General features: G+C 36.8%; 10 protein-coding genes and 1 tRNA gene. 2 read left to right on the top strand and 9 right to left on the bottom strand.

Annotated elements, in window-relative coordinates:
• From AAHJ11_RS21535 to AAHJ11_RS21500, 8 genes are all read right to left on the bottom strand, one after another.
• Nucleotides 1-1,935, bottom strand: a 1,935-nt coding sequence (locus AAHJ11_RS21535; protein ID WP_413580094.1) for a zinc-dependent metalloprotease, incomplete at its 3' end; no start/stop codon positions are given.
• 14 nt (nucleotides 1,936-1,949) lie between these two features.
• Nucleotides 1,950-4,535 carry a zinc-dependent metalloprotease gene (locus AAHJ11_RS21530; RefSeq protein ID WP_413580093.1) on the bottom strand — a complete coding sequence of 862 codons (2,586 nt, stop codon included), beginning with the start codon at nucleotides 4,533-4,535 and terminating at the stop codon, nucleotides 1,950-1,952.
• A 33-nt stretch (nucleotides 4,536-4,568) separates the two neighbouring features.
• The gene (locus AAHJ11_RS21525; RefSeq protein ID WP_413580092.1) at nucleotides 4,569-6,248 is read right to left on the bottom strand and encodes a PKD-like family lipoprotein; all 1,680 of its coding nucleotides are present in this window, start codon (nucleotides 6,246-6,248) and stop codon (nucleotides 4,569-4,571) included.
• Between the two features lie 16 nt (nucleotides 6,249-6,264).
• Nucleotides 6,265-7,113 (bottom strand): DUF4843 domain-containing protein, encoded by an 849-nt coding sequence (locus AAHJ11_RS21520; protein WP_413580091.1) that lies wholly within the window; start codon nucleotides 7,111-7,113, stop codon nucleotides 6,265-6,267.
• Nucleotides 7,114-7,132: 19 nt separating this feature from the next.
• Nucleotides 7,133-8,644, bottom strand: coding sequence for a RagB/SusD family nutrient uptake outer membrane protein (locus AAHJ11_RS21515; RefSeq protein ID WP_217721320.1), 1,512 nt, complete (start codon nucleotides 8,642-8,644; stop codon nucleotides 7,133-7,135).
• 10 nt (nucleotides 8,645-8,654) lie between these two features.
• Nucleotides 8,655-11,987 (bottom strand): SusC/RagA family TonB-linked outer membrane protein, encoded by a 3,333-nt coding sequence (locus tag AAHJ11_RS21510; protein WP_413580090.1) that lies wholly within the window; start codon nucleotides 11,985-11,987, stop codon nucleotides 8,655-8,657.
• A gap of 24 nt (nucleotides 11,988-12,011) precedes the next feature.
• Nucleotides 12,012-13,202, bottom strand: a complete 1,191-nt coding sequence (locus AAHJ11_RS21505) for a FecR family protein (RefSeq protein WP_413580089.1) — start codon at nucleotides 13,200-13,202, stop codon at nucleotides 12,012-12,014.
• Nucleotides 13,203-13,284: 82 nt separating this feature from the next.
• Complete coding sequence (locus AAHJ11_RS21500) at nucleotides 13,285-13,866, bottom strand: RNA polymerase sigma-70 factor (RefSeq protein WP_148365799.1); 582 nt, start codon at nucleotides 13,864-13,866, stop codon at nucleotides 13,285-13,287.
• A 370-nt stretch (nucleotides 13,867-14,236) separates the two neighbouring features.
• Here AAHJ11_RS21500 and guaA point away from each other — a divergent pair, with 370 nt between their 5' ends.
• Nucleotides 14,237-15,544, top strand: coding sequence for a glutamine-hydrolyzing GMP synthase (guaA, locus tag AAHJ11_RS21495; RefSeq protein ID WP_148365798.1), 1,308 nt, complete (start codon nucleotides 14,237-14,239; stop codon nucleotides 15,542-15,544).
• 181 nt (nucleotides 15,545-15,725) lie between these two features.
• On the opposite strand, the gene AAHJ11_RS21490 is transcribed toward guaA, so the two are convergent.
• A tRNA-Met gene (locus tag AAHJ11_RS21490) sits at nucleotides 15,726-15,799 on the bottom strand.
• Between the two features lie 223 nt (nucleotides 15,800-16,022).
• On the opposite strand from AAHJ11_RS21490, the gene AAHJ11_RS21485 reads away from it, so the two are divergent.
• The gene (locus AAHJ11_RS21485; RefSeq protein WP_148365797.1) at nucleotides 16,023-16,409 is read left to right on the top strand and encodes an START-like domain-containing protein; all 387 of its coding nucleotides are present in this window, start codon (nucleotides 16,023-16,025) and stop codon (nucleotides 16,407-16,409) included.
• Nucleotides 16,410-16,432: the final 23 nt, after the last annotated feature.

Here is a 16,432-nt window from a genome sequence, read left to right as displayed (position 1 = left end):
ACTGAATATCTTTTGTAAGACTTTCTTTTGCATATCTGCCGATACCGGTTGATATGAAGGTACATTGCTTTTTTCGTTGGCTTCATTGATATAAATACCTCCGATATAAGAAGATACAGGTGACAATGTTTTATTGATTAATTCAATAATCACAAAATCAGGAAATAGTTCCCGATAATCATTGGGGATATTATCGTCGTGAAACCAGGCAGGGCTATTTTTAACTACATATTTCACATGAGCAATTTGTGCATCTAAAGAGGCTATCGGATCATTACCTAAATCATAGTTTTGGCAACGCGGGTCTGTAGCATAAGCTGGTGAACGCTTTCCATAGAAATAGCGTGGATCTCCATCGTGTTCCATAGCCCATTTCTTCAATATGTCTGATTCATTTTCACTGGTGGCAGCATACAGATATTTGAGCGTAAATGCGTCACATAGACCGGGCTTATTGACAATCAGTACAACTCCTTTTTCTTTATCACCGGGCTGTGCCAGATAATTGTATAATACATTGTCCATGACTGAAGCTGTGATTCCATATTTCCGGGTAAATTCCGGAGAACGCAGTTCTTCTGGGGAGTATGCTGCAGAACCAGCCAAATTAGTTGCCAATCCTAAACTTAGGCCAAATGCTTTTAGCATACGTGCTGTCAGATTCTCACAGATAACCTCATCAGCAATGTAATAAGTCCGGAAGCGCGGATCGACCTCTGCCATTTGGTATACTCCATTACGGCGTACGCTGACGGCAAGGTCACGTGGTACTCCTATCTTGGTACTTAAAATTTCTCCAGTGCGTAAGTCTGTGACATTGTATGCGGTAACTTCCGAGTTGTTGTTATTCAGAAAAGCAATCGTATTTATCATTGGGTTATTAGCACGGAAAGTTGAATCTTTTTCATACGGTTTTATTATGATTGGTTTTCCTATTCCTAAGTCTTCAAATATTATGTTCCATTCATCTGCACTTTTTTGGATGGCTTTTACCCAGCTGTCTTGAATCAGAGTATCAATGTAGAAGACAACAGGTTGTTGCGTCGTTATATTACGACGTGTTACATAATATCCTTTTTTGAAACGTTTTTCATTACGATAGTCTGTGTATGAGATATACCCTGTTCCTACGCGTGGGTTGGCTTCGCGGGTATTCATCTTTTCTTTCGATAGTAGGGCTAATGTTGTTTGTACTGACATTGTTAATTCCGGTTGTTCTTTGGAGACAAAGCCCATGATGCTGATGCTCAACTTTGCAGTACAGTTTTGAGTGATGCTGATGCAATTGTCGAATGCGTCTGCAGAATCCACAAAAGATGTTTTGCTTTGGGGAGAAGCGTTTACAATTGTGAGCATGCCTCCATAGCTACGTCCACTAAGATCAAGCACATCTTTATTGGAACAAGAGAAATAGGAAGTGGCATTAAATACAACAGCTGTTGAATCGCTGGTGTATCCTTCAATTGGAAATGCTTTGTAAATAGCATTACTGCGAGATAAAGCAAAAGCCGCTTCTTGATTATCGTCCTGTTCGTTGAGGCGAACATTGTATTTCGGATCTCGGAATAATATTAATGAATCGGTTTTATCAATAATCAGATACCTACTTTGAGCAGCTTTTGTGCCTGCCATCGAAATATCACTTGCAGTAGTGATGGCAGAGTTTACTAAAAAATCCCGTCCCATTAATTCAACCGGTAGTTCCAGATAAATCTTATCCTCGTACTGGTGAACTGTAATTGTCCCTTTATTGACTGTATGTTTCTTCTTATCTTTGAAAAGCTTGTCGTAGACACTCTTTTTTTTCTTTTGAACACTGTCAGTCTGTTGTTCAGTTTTTACTTTTCCTTTTTTCTTCTTGGAGCGGGCATTGGCTTCATTTGTTGATCCGATAATCAGCAAAAGTGCTATTAACCATAAAAATAGTTTTTTCATCTTTTGTCCCTCCCTTATTTTAAGTTGATGTCGAGCATCTTTAATAATAATTCATAGTGAGCTTTCGTCTTTCCTGATGCACTGGCTGCCTTTTGTTTCATCAGTTGTTTGGCTTTAGCTATATATGCGTATACATCTGCTTGTGTAACTTTAGCCGTCATAGAAAAACGATTCAATGGTTTCCATTCAAAACCTGCTACAGGGTTGTGCATTGCATTTTCTTTGAGAGCATGTCCCTGGCAACAAGTATATCCGAATTGGCGGTGATTGATGTCAAGTAGTTTTTCTCCGGCTAATGCTTTTCCGGCTCCTTTGATTGTGAACCCGGCAGTCTGCATCATCATGTATATATATTGTTTCTGAAGATTCATCTGGGATTCTGTTAATGTATGTCCGGAAATAGTCGGTTTCCAAACAAAATTGTATATCATGTTGAAAGCCTCGGCAGCAGTAAATGAATCTTTCTCTAATCCTTCGTATTGTGATACCTGAAAAGGTACAGGCAGTATATATCTCAACATGAAGTTTTGAATAGTTTGTTTAGGGGAACCGGAAACCGGAAATTTAGTTAATAAGTTTTTGTTGTCAAGCCAATCCAGATCATTATAAATTTCGAATAGGTAATTCAGGGCTTCTTTTTGTTGTGCCTTCGGAATTTGTGCAAAACGTGGCATTGTGTCCCCTTCTTTAACTTCGTTGACAAAATAGCCACCTACATTGCCTGCTACATGGGTAACGTACATTGCAAGTTGTTCTACGATACCAATAAATAAATCTTCACGGTATTCGTATGTATCGTCACCTTCGGAAATCCAATTTTCCAAATTATTCATGATATATTTAAGGTTCTTGATGCCATATCGAGTTGCTTTCATAGAGTTGTCACCAATATCTTCTGTTTGTGAACGGGGATCAACAACTCCATATACTTGTTGTTTTCCATATCGGTACACAGGATTTTCTTTAATGGCATCAGTGATCCATTTGCTTGTTATAACTGCTTCTTCGTCTGCAGTATTAACATTGAATACTGGAGTATATGTCCATTTAATGAGGTATTTGTCGTATTCACCAAAGCGGGGAGGAGTCAATTTTACACCACGCTCTTTATCGCCGGGTTGTGCTACGTAGTTGAAGCGGGCATAATCCATAATGGAAGGAGTAGTGCCATACTTCTGCGTGAATTCCGGTGAACGTAAAGAATCTACCGGGAAAGTGGAAGAAGCTCCCATATTATGCATAAACCCTAAACAGTGACCGATTTCGTGTGAAAGTACATAGCGTAATGCGTCTCCAACCATTTCATCCGGAATATTGACAGTACGTACATCCTTATCGGCTTGTGCTGTTTGCACGAACAACCAGTTACTGATGAGTTTGATAACATTATGATATAAATATACGGAGGCATTCAAGATTTCTCCGCTTCGTGGGTCTACCCATGATGGTCCCATAGCATTCTCAATGCTTGATGGAGCATAGCGAACACATGAATATTTGATATTGTCCGGATCGAATTCCGGATCATCAGTCGGGAAATCTTTGGCTGCTACAACATCTTTGAATCCAATCTGCTCGAATAATTCATTCCATTGGGTGACTCCTTCCCGCAGATATGGTTTCCATTTTTCCGGAAAAGTGTTATCGATGTAGAAAACAATCTGTTTAGTGGGTTTCACTTTCTCACCACGTAGGTAGGCAGCAGTGTCAGACGGTTGTATATCCCATCGATTGGCATAGTAAACGGGTGCGGTCGTTTTAGCTCCTTCGCCTAGTTGTTCGCGTCCGGTAAAGAATACACCGATACGGTAATCTGCCATACGTGGACGGTAAGGCTTTTCTTTCAACAGCATGATGGAACGTGTCATTTCTGCGGTGAATGGACGGTCTTTTATGAGTGATGCCCCTTGTGAATTGCTGACAGAGAATGTATATGACAGACAGCTTTTAATAGAAACATTATCTTTGAAAGCCTTGATTTGTGAAATGTAAGAGCAGTCGGATTGATAATTCTCTGTACGATTGTACATTCCATAGATTGAATTACGATCGAACGGACTCATTTTTTTGTTGTCGCTTAAGAAAACTCCGGTCATATCGAATATGATAGCAGTTGAGTCATTATTATATGCCTGAATTTTCTGGTTACTAATAATTGCTCCTAGTGTACTTTTGCGTAAAGCTTCATCAATTTGTGTGCTACCAGTAATATAATCAGTATTTACCTGACGTAACTGTACATGTGTTTTATTTCGTGTAAACATGACATGGAGTAGATCGGTTGGTTTGGAACCGACCACGGCATTACCATTATCAGAGATGCTGGTAACAGTGGAGCCAATAAGCATATCTTTATTGATTAAATCCACAGGAAGTTCAAAATATACTTTTCCATCCAGCAGATGGAGAGTAATCAGCCCCTTAGCTGTTTCATGCTTTTTCTTAAATAGTTTATCATATTCACTTTCCTTTTTTGCAGGAGTTGTTTGTTCCGTTTTTGCCTTCTTTTTTTTCCAGAAGAATGGAAATTTACGCTGTGCGTCAATGGTGGTAGACGAAGCTACCACCATTGCTGCAAGTAAGAGGATTTTTTTTCTCATATCAGTTCTTTAATGTATTTTTATGAAATTAGATTAATATCCTGTTGTCGTTACATCTAGAATTTTGCCAAAACCATCATAGGTTTTGGCTTTGGAAGGGTCGAGTGTGCCACTAGCAACTTGTGTAATTGGGATAATGTGTACCTTTCCTTCATATTCGCTTGATTGTGTAGTAACAATGATAGCTTTATTATTCCATTCGGTTTGAGGGACAGTAGGATTATCTCCGACAATTAAATCACAATTGTAATTATATACCCCTTGTTGATACATTTTAGCTTTCGTAATAATTTCTCCGGATTGTGGAGTATATTTGGCTGTTGTCGAAACAGTGGCAGTACTACCAGCCCCGTAATTTATGGTGTAGATGCCATCAGTAGTAGTTACATATAATAATAGATTTCTGTTTGAAAAGAATATAGATATTGCTTTATCTAGCAATGCGGTTCCTTCCGATGGAATCGTATATTTATTTCTGGCAGATGCAGGTTGACTGGGTGAAGTGACTATCCAGTTATCTCCATCATAACGGCCTTCTTCTCCAATGTATCTACTAAAAGTGTAAATAGAATATGTTCCGTTCGTATCATCTTTCATGAGAAATACAATTTGGCTCATATCTTCAAATACAACAGCGGAAATTGCTGTTTGATTGGGTAATTTGTTCGGATCAAAATTATTATTAGCATCAAAGCTTTTTACTTGCATAAATTGTCCGGAACCATTACAAGTAATGAATGCTGCACGTTCTTTATCATAAAATGTTAGATGTTGCTGGTCAGCTCCAGATAAAGAATTGGATACATGTCCGGTATTAGGACTATATGCTATTACGTTATTGTTTGCTTTATATGAACTTAATGCCCCAGCAGGACTACTAAATCTGTTTACTGTTGATGGAGTTAGAGTATACAAATTGTTGGAAGTATTAATATAAAAATTGCTGTGGCTTTGAAAAGCCGATAATACTTGCAATCCGTTGGGTTTGTCAATGATGAGAGACTGATCCTCGAATTGACCATTTTGTGTATAATCAAGACAATTAAAACGCGCTAATGTTGCATCACCTAAAATAGTCCAGACCTGATTTGTTTGAATAGATGAACCATATCCCATCACTTCATAAACAAGTGTTTGCATTAGACCATTAAAAGGCTGTCCATTAAGCGATGTTAATATATTTCGAAAGATTTGTTCGTCCTTATTATAATTCACGGTAAATGCTTGGTTGTTTATAAGAGTTAGATCTGATGTTGTACCATTTTGTGTGTCACTGATTAATAATCCATCAAGAAAAGTGCTTTGTATATATATTTTCCAGTATTTAGTATATTGCAGATTATCATGAGCAGTATCTGTTATAGTTAATAATAGAGTGTATGGTGAGGTAGACACCGGACGTTCTACGATATAATTTAATTGAGGATCTGTACTGATAATTTCATATTCAAAATTATAGGAAGAAGAGGATGTGACAGGAGTTTCTGTTAAAGCCCATTCATAAGTTAATGCATTTGTATTGGTACCTTCGGCAATTTGAATGTCAGGTGTCAATGTTAATTCTTCCATGCTTCCTACATAAAGTTCACTCTGTTTCTCTGTAAAAGTAATATTGCCTATATTGTTAGTTGCTAATGTACTACTATCGTCATAGCAAGAATATAAACTGAGTAGACATAGCAATAGAGGACTAATAAATATATATTTTTTCATACTTCTTTATTTTATGTTAATATTTACGAGCTTCAATTGGTTGACCCAATAAGGTACCTGCATCATGTAATAGTGGTGTGCCATGTGTGCTATTATATTCTTCTATGTATTTTCCTAGTTGAGTTGCAAAACTAGAATAGCTTTGTTCAACATTTAATAGAATATAGTGAGGTAGATACTTATAATTGGCCTGCGTGAAATATCTTTTATATGCAGCCGGATATTCGGGATGTGCATCCGGATTATCCCAGTCATTCCAGTTAAAAGCAGCTATTATGGTTTTAAGTGCATTAGGGCTGTAATAGCTAATACTAGAAGACGAAAAAGATAATGGGCTTTGTATTAACATATTATATGTTATTCTAGTATATGTGTTAGGAGGAGTGGGTATTGAATTACTCCATGACAAAGCTGCATTTAAATATAGTGAGGGACCTTTTTCTAATTCGTCAGAAGATTGAATAGATATTCGTAGTTCATACGTCTTATCTCCAGTTACATTATATAATTTAATCCTTATATATCCTTCGTTGTGATTGGCGGGGATTATTCCTTCCATTAGCTCATAGGATCCTTCTGTTGCTGTACTCTTTTCTGTATCTATTGTATAGTTGACAGTTCTGTCTTTATCACTAGTATTACCAATTAGTATTACAGGTATATCATATATCACATATTCATCCAAAGGATTGGAGACGAATGAATAACTTTGATATACTATTCCATCGCCACCATATCCATCATTGATTTTATTGCTGAAACGTACAGCGTCATTTTCGCTGTTATAATAGGGAATGGTTTCGTTCTCACAACTGAAAAAGATGCCAATTATTATTCCGATTATATAATTTATTTTTTTCATCATATTCTGTAGTTTATTTAACTTATTGAACTCGTCCGGATTGGATTTCAAACTCTGGATAAGGAAGTACATATTGTGCGTCCCCCATGTCTTCTGTATAGTTAGGAATGGTTTTAGTTCCAGTTCTTTTATAGTAGTAAAACATAACTCCTTCTGACAGGAATTCCTTATGATATTCTTTTTGAATTTCTACTAAAATTTGTTCGGCATCTAAATCCTCCAAAGGTGTGTATAATCCTCTTTTTTCACGCACAGTGTTCAAACAGTTAAGAGCGAGTGACAGATTGGGATTATTTTGTTTGACATAACATTCTGCCGCGATATAGTAGATTTCAGGAATACGAATCATGGATATTTTGTTCTTGTAATCATTAGCAAGATCAGATTGATAAACTTTCAATGGTGTATATCCTGTGTTTTGGGCGTTAGTGTTTGGCTCCATTAATGTTGTTAAGCGTATATCCGTTGCAGAATTTTCGTATAAACTCATAGCATCTGTTGTGAGTAAATACATAGGTGTGTTTTCACTGTCGAGATAATATGGTTTGATATAATTAACAATTCGTGAAGCAACGTCAGACACATTTAATCCAAAAATATTCTCACGACTCATAGAAGTACAAGATTTGTTGACAGTTTCTGGAGTCAGGAAATTGCAATAAGTATACATTTCATTGATTGCAATATTATTTTCTAATGCTGTGATGATTTCATTAGCTGCTGATAACGCATTGACGATATCTTCATTTTTTCCTCTCCATAAATATACTCGTGCCTGTAATGCCTTTACAGCATAGTAGTTCATACGGAGAGTACGCTCATTAAAAAAGCCTTCTTCGTTATATTCTTGGTAGAAAGAAGCAGCTTTGGTTTTAGTAATAGGATCGTAGTCTTTCAGTAAAGCAGCTGCTTCATTTAAATCGTTTAGTAGTAATTTGATTGTTTCTGCACCACTATATTGGGGAGCTGGGTCCTTGGAAACTTCGGTAGCATAAGGTATGGTTCGTTTCTCATCAAGCTCTGTATCTCGTTGACTCCAGTTACCATAACCATAAAGTCGTAATAGATCAAAATGTATATAAGCTCGAATGGCTAATAATTCTCCTTTAATAATATGGTAGTTGAGGTCGTCAAGTATTTCTTTCTTTTCTTCTATATTGGCTAGTTCGTCATTAACATTGACTATCACATTATACGCTTTCTCCCAGATCTCTTCAACTGTCGGAGTTGTGTAAGTATTTGTATAATTGAAAGATTGTAGCCAATACGCTAAACCTATATTTGTTGAATTTACATAAGGATTGAATTGGTGTGCCATAATTTCTGTTGCAAACCAAGAAAGGTTTGTACCATAGAGTGCATCATCAGTCATTCCGATATAACAACCTATTAGAGATTGTTGAAAGCCGGTAACAGAACTAAAATGATCATCTTTGCGTATTTCTGATGGTGCGGTTACATCAAACCAGTCACTACAAGAGATAGTGATAAGGCTTGTCATATAAATGAGGATAATATATATATACTTTTTCATATTGAATAATTTAGAATGTTGCAGTTAATGAGAATGACATTGTTCGTGCAAATGGATAGTTTAATCCTCGTTCTACTTTTATTGATGAAAATGTTGCGATGTCGTTCATATTGAATGCTAGCCTTAGACGTTGCATATATAATTTTTGGTAGATAGAACGTGGAAATTCATAATAAGCACTAATGGCCGAGATAGATAACTCACGGCGGTCTTGTACAAAACGAGTTGTTGCACGAGTTGTTGTTTTAGAATCAAACTTCTTATATTGTGTTTGTTGACCGTATGTAGTCCATCGCCCTTCCAATAGACGTCTGTCTACATTATAGTCAATATCTGCGTTTTCTACTCGGTCTACTAATGTGGAATTATAAAATTGACAACCTGCTAAGTAGCTGAGTGTTGCGCTAATTCCGATTCCTTTATATTCAGCTGTAAATCCTCCTGTGCCGCGATATTTAGGACTGGAATCACCGGCTGGAACCATATCATTTGAAGAGTAAACATAAGTATAGCTTCCATCTTTTTTAATATATACTTCTTGTCCTGTTTGAGGATCAATTCCAGCAGAGGGCACTGCCCATATTGTATTCATTGACATTCCGTCTTGATACATCAATACAGGGGCAGACTGATTTGCTTCTTCTGCCATTTTCTGCATTTTTTCATTATATGCGCGCATGCTGTCGGATAAACGAATAATTTTGTTTTTGTTATAAACAAAAGTACCATATAGATTGACGAAACCTTCTGGTCCTTGCCATATAGTATAATTGGCATTGAGCTCAATACCCGAGTTACGTACTAGTCCTAGATTGTCTTTTATACTGCTGAACCCAGTGGAAGTAGGGATACTTACATCGGTTAGCATATTTTTTGTATCAGCAGAATAGTAATCAAATTTTAGTGTAAGTCCGGCAACTCTTATATCTGCGCCCACATTATAATCTTTTTTTTGTTCCCATTTTAATTTTGAGTTAGGAAGGTTATTCAAGTAGGCTCCTGTCATAGGATTTGTTGTTCCTCCATAGGTGATTCCTGAATAATATTGATAAGTAGCTATGGCTGCACTAGTATTGAAATTTTGGTTTCCTGTCAATCCGACAGAGGCACGTAATTTCAGTTGTTTGATCCAAGATATGTCTTTCATAAATACCTCGTTGTGTAAATTCCAACCTAGACCGAATGACCAACTATTAGCCCATCGATTATCCGAACCATATAAGGAAGAGGCACTCTCACGTATGGTTGCATCTGCTAAGTATCTGTTGTCATAATCGTAAGATGCAGCTAATAAAAAGCTTGCTTCACGATTGATAGATGAGCTTCCTTTAGGGGTTGTTCCAGCCAAATATTGTTTGGCAAATGTTATGTCTGCATTACTGGAGTTTGAAAAACCTTCGGCCGTATGTTGGTAAGCTGAATATTGATCCTCTGATAAAAAGAAACCGGCATTGGCAAAGATTGTATGTTTCTTGATCATTTTGTTATAATTTATATTGAAGTCTCCAGACAGCGAACTCGATTTCCCATTTTCCATTATATACTGCCCACGGCGTATTATTTCATCCTGTGAGGTGTAAGTAGCAAACATGGAATGTTGAGCTGGATAGAAATCATCCGAATTATTTCGTTTTTGTGAAACTCCCAAACGTATAGTTGCTTTCCAATCAGGGTGAAATAACCATTCTGTATAAAAGTTGTTGGTGAATTCTAGGTAACTACTGGTGAAACTGGTACCGATAGTGGCATCATATAATGGATTTGCCACTTTTAAATTATCATTGTACTCTGCCCAACGTAGTACTTTCCCATCTTCATCAGTTGCTTGCCAATAAGGATTCATTTTACTATAATCGCTGAATGAACCATATGGAGAGTCATTACTGTTATTAGATATTATTGAGAATATATTTCTAAATATAATATTGTTACGACGATAAGAAATATTGGCATTGCCTGAAATATTACGTCGGTCGGATCCCTTCATGACACCTGCAATCTGATTGTATGTGAAATCAAGTACGGCACGCAAACTTTGTGAATCTCCGACTTCGATATTGAGATTATGTTTATGTCCAATGCCTGTATGGAGTGGCTTGGCTAACCAGTATGTATCTAATCCTTGTAAGGCCATTTGTTTGCGTGTGTTGTATAACTGATTAAGTTTGATTTGAGTATCTAAATTTGCATTTCTATATACTCCATCTAAACGTTCTGCTTCAAGTTTTTCCAGTGCATTACATAAATTATAGCTTGTCAAATCGGGCATTTCAAACGAAAGACTTCCATTATAAGTGATGCGTTGTTCATTTCCTGCCAACCGTTTGGTTTCAATAACAATAACACCATTGGCAGCTTTTGAACCATATAATGCTTTAGCAGAGGCATCTTTTAAGATTGTGATACTTTCAATCCGATTCATATCCATATCCATCACAGTTTCGGCAGTTGTTTCAAAACCATCAAGAATGAATAAGGGTTGATTAGGTTGATTTTGATAGTTGCTTTTTAATGAACTTGTCTCTGTTGTTGGAAAGCTGGAGGTACCACGCATGGACATTGTTGGAGTTGTATTAGGGTCGGATCCCATGCTGAAATTATCTGAGATGTATAACGTAGGGTCTAAGTTCTTCAAACTTTGAAAAACATTCTGATTTCCGACACGCATCAGATCTTTGCTTGAAATAGTAGTTGCTGCCCCAGTAAAACTTTCCGCTTTACGAGTATAAATACCAGTAACGATAACTTCATCTAATTTAGTATCACTCTTTAGAGTAATATTTTTCCGTACATCATTCCGACCACTATTAATCATCACTTGTTGAGTGGACATTCCGATATATGAAAAGGTGATAGTACATGTTGTATTAGTTGGAATCTCTATACTGTATTTACCATTATTGTCAGTTATAGCAAATCGTTGAAGATCACTAATTACAACATTAACACCGGGTAAGGGGTATCCTTCTTCATCTGATACAATACCGGTTGCGGAGCGTTTATCTCCTTGTTGTTCAGCTTTAGAGATGGTAACAATATCTCTTTCCATGCTATAGGTGAGTCCTGTTCCATTAAGAACAGTGCGTAGTACGCTATCCACAGTTTCATCTTTTACATGGATGGTGATGGGTTTCAGTGACCTTGTCTGCTCTGTGTTGTAGACAAAGCTTAATCCGGTTTGTTGTCTTAAAGCATCGAAAAAATCTTTGACAGTGACAGATTCCAGATTTAAAGTTACTTTTTTGCCACTTTTAGGAATGGCAAACATCATTGTGGGTAATAGTAATAATACTATTACTAGAGAAAGTATTCGGACTCTTTCTCTACTTTTTGTCTTTCTCATTCTTTCTTCTTGTTTAATTAGTAATTAATTGTCTGTGATTAAAATCTCTCTTCCCTTTATCTTTATTTGTAAATTCGTAGTACGTGCTATTGCTTTTAATATGGGGCTGATTGTGGCGTATCGGTCCATGTTTCCTGTAAATCGAAGTTGTTTAAGTTCGGAAGTGCCAAAGGAAATGTCTACATTATACCAATGTTCTAAGATCTCAACAATATTCTCCAAAGTGCGATTATCAAAGATGAGTCGTCCTTCATTCCATGCTATATAGGGAGTTAGATCTACATTGTGTATTGATATATTGTTGTTCTTTTGCTCAATATGGGCTAATTGTCCAGGTTTAATGAATTGTTCTTGGCTGCTTTTTGTGGGTATAATACTAATGCTTCCTTTTACTAATGCAACTTCTGTACGTTCGGGGCTAAAAGTGTTAACGTTAAATTCTGTGCCATACTGTCTTATTGTTCCATGGTCGGTGATAACATAGAAAGGACGAGTATCTTGGGCAACTTTAAAATAGGCTTCTCCTTTAAGATAAACCATACGTTTCGTCTGACTGAATTTTATTGGATATCGTAATTCTGTATTATAGTTAAGATGTACGGTTGTTCCATCTTCAAAGGTTACTCTGAACTCATTACCTTGTTCTGTGGTTAACGTATTATTTTCTATAACTTCGCTCCGTTGTTTCAGAATACTATCTATATTTGTATTAGGTGTTGTCGGATAGATAAGAGCACCGTTCTGTGCTATAGCAGTTGTGGAATGATTAACTTTAACTGGTGTTGGATATGTTGGGGTAAGTGATTGCTTGTTGTTGCCAGCTAAAATCAAAGTAGCTTTAGGAATTCCTGGCTGAATTGCATCACCCAAAGTTAGATTGTCTGATACTTGTATTTCGGAAGAAGTGTAAAAATACCATCCCCCTGCTGCTATTATTATAGGTAATATAAAGATAGCTGCATATTTCAGAAAAATTGATGTGATTGATACTTGGCAATATTTTTTCTTAAAATGTTTCCATGCCTGATGTGAATTTATTTGTGTATATGCTTCGTAGCGTTTACGAAAAGACATATTTGTGCATAAACGGTTGAAAAACTCTTCATGTTGTGGAGAGCTTTTGACCCAATTGTCAAGCTGTTCCTTTTCGGGATCAGTAAGATCACCGAGTAGATATTGGGCTATTAATTTTTCTGCATCTACCTTTATCTTCATATATCTGTTGTCTTATCATTTGTTAATAAGACAACATGAAGATTAAAAAGAGGTACAAACTTTCTAAAAAAGATTATTTTGATTATGAAAAAAACTTGGAACTATACAAAATGTCACATAAAGGGAGTAAGAAGTAGCATGTACCCATCTGTTCTTTGATAGATTGCATAGCCCTTTTCTTTTGTGTCTTTACAGTTTCGATCGAAATTCCTAGTGCGGTAGCTATTTCTTCATTTTTTTTCCCATCCATGTGCAATAGGAATATTTCCCGGCAGCGTGTTGGTAAATTATCGATAGCGCGAAAAAGTAACCGGTATATTTCTTCTTCATTGGTATCTTCTTCTTCTGTGATTTCTCGATAAGTGCTTGCTAAACGTTCAAGATAAAGAGATTCTACATTTTGATGTTTTAGATAATTGAGAGAAGCATTCCGTATAGAGTTATAGAGATAAGTCCGGAAAGAAGGTAATGATAAGAATCTCATTTTCTTTTCCCACATAGTTGCGAAAAGATCCTGTACAATATCTTCTGCTGCTTGTTGGGAAGAGAGAAAATTAATAGCATACAACACTAATGCCTTATAATATTCATTATAAAGTTGATGATAAGCGGTTGGGTGTTGCTCATTTATACCTTTTATAAAGGGACTTTTCTCTTCGTTCATAGTGAAATATTATGTTGATTCTCTGTTTATGCAGCAAAAATATAAAATATCTAGGATAAAAGAAGTCTTTCAAACTCTATACTGTTTGTGAATGCATCTTTTTTTCTTAGTTCGTACAAAATAATAATATTGTAGTTATAGAAAAATAGTCCTTTGCCATTTTGCAAAGTGTAATTCTTGGTATCTGCTTGATTTAGGTTGTAACTTTGTTTTTTATTTGGGATAGTATAATTGCTAAAAACGTTACTCTGTTCTGAAACTTTAGAGAATCAATGCATTATAGTCTCTCTAAAAATCTTTATATTTGCAGACCGTTTGAAAATGATAGTGAATAATAACAATACAATAACTTAAAAACAACCAAAATCAGATGAAGCAGGATATGATTGTTATCCTTGACTTGGGTAGTCATGAGAATACGGTATTGGCTCGCGCCATCCGTGCATTAGGAGTTTATAGTGAGATTTATCCTCACGATATCACAGTAGAAGAACTGAAAGCATTGCCCAATGTAAAGGGTATTATTATCAATGGTGGCCCGAATAATGTAATCGATGGCGTTGCTATTGATATAAATCCGGCTATCTATACTTTGGGAATTCCTGTCATGGCTGCAGGACATGATAAAGCGACTTGTGAAGTGAAGTTGGCAGAGTTTACAGATGATATCGAGGCTATAAAGGCTGCAGTAAAGTCTTTTGTTTTCGATACTTGTAAAGCCGAAGCTAACTGGAACATGAAGAACTTTGTCAATGACCAGATAGAATTGATTAAGCGTCAGGTGGGTGATAAGAAGGTATTGTTGGCTTTGTCGGGTGGAGTTGATAGTTCTGTGGTAGCTGCTTTACTTCTGAAAGCTATTGGTAACAATCTGGTATGCGTACATGTTAATCATGGTTTGATGCGTAAGGGAGAGTCTGAAGATGTGGTTGAGGTATTCAGTAACCAGTTGAAGGCAAATCTTATTTATGTAGATGTAACCGATCGTTTCCTGAATAAGCTGGCTGGTGTAGAAGATCCGGAGCAGAAACGTAAGATTATTGGTGGCGAGTTTATTCGTGTGTTCGAAGAAGAAGCGCGTAAGCTGAATGGTATTGATTTCTTAGGTCAAGGTACTATTTATCCGGATATTGTGGAAAGTGGAACGAAAACTGCTAAAATGGTGAAATCTCACCATAATGTAGGTGGTTTGCCCGAAGATTTAAAATTCCAACTTGTAGAACCATTGCGCCAATTATTTAAAGATGAAGTTCGTGCTTGTGGTTTGGAGCTAGGTTTACCTTATGAAATGGTTTACCGTCAACCGTTCCCTGGACCTGGTTTGGGCGTACGTTGTTTGGGTGCTATTACACGTGAACGTTTGGAGGCAGTACGTGAATCCGATGCCATTCTGCGTGAAGAGTTCCAACTTGCCGGACTGGATAAAAAAGTATGGCAATACTTTACCGTAGTGCCTGATTTTAAATCCGTGGGGGTACGTGACAATGCTCGTTCTTTTGATTGGCCGGTTATTATTCGCGCTGTCAATACGGTGGATGCTATGACGGCTACTATTGAGCCGATTGATTGGCCTATCCTGATGAAGATAACAGACCGCATTCTGAAAGAAGTGAAGAATGTAAATCGCGTTTGTTATGATATGTCGCCGAAACCTAATGCGACTATAGAGTGGGAATAGGGAGACTTTTTAAATGATATTTCGATAGCCTCAATTTTTAGTAAGTTGAGGCTATTTTTATTGTTCAACGTTGGCTTCTGGTAGAAATTTGACGCTTGCGCAAACCATAGCGCAAACCGGAGCTAAAAAAGAAAAAGGCACCCAGAAGTGGAAGCCTCCCAAATGCCTTATTCTTATCAAGTAGCGGGACCCGGGATTGAACCGGGGACCTCATGATTATGAATCATGCGCTCTAACCAGCTGAGCTATCCCGCCATCGTTTCTCGATTGCGGGTGCAAAGATAGATGATTTTTTATAATCTCCAAAACAATTCATAACTTTTTTGTGTTTTTTCTTTAAGAAAGCTCTTTATTTTCCCTATGAATAGGGAGTTTGGGGCTTGATAATGAAAGAATAAATAATAAAGTGTCTGATTTATGCGATGTATTTAGAAAAAAGTATTTATCTTGGCACACGTAAAAACAATTCGAAATTGCTATGAAAAAGGAAAAGATTCATTTGGAGTATTTGTTGAATGCAACGTCTAAAAATATTCTTTGGGGAGCTATTAGTACACCGACCGGGTTGGAGGACTGGTTTGCAGACAAAGTTATTTCTGACGATAAAATAGTAGAGTTTCATTGGGGCAAGACAGAACAGAGGAAAGCAGAGATTATTGCCATCCGTTCTTTCTCTTTTATCCGCTTCCGTTGGCTGGATGATGAAAACGAACGCGATTATTTTGAAATCAAGATGACTTATAATGAGCTGACTAGTGACTATGTGTTGGAAATTACCGATTTCGCAGAGCCGGATGAAGTAGGCGATATGAAAGAATTGTGGGAGTCACAAGTAGCTAAATTAAGAAGAACTTGTGGTTTTTAGTTAACTTTCAACTAAAAATTTTC

This window comes from Bacteroides sp. 90-K9/2 (assembly GCF_047310725.1).
In the GTDB taxonomy this organism is placed as follows: Bacteria; Bacteroidota; Bacteroidia; order Bacteroidales; family Bacteroidaceae; genus Bacteroides; species Bacteroides vicugnae.
This window is presented reverse-complemented; position numbering and strand designations above follow the sequence as displayed.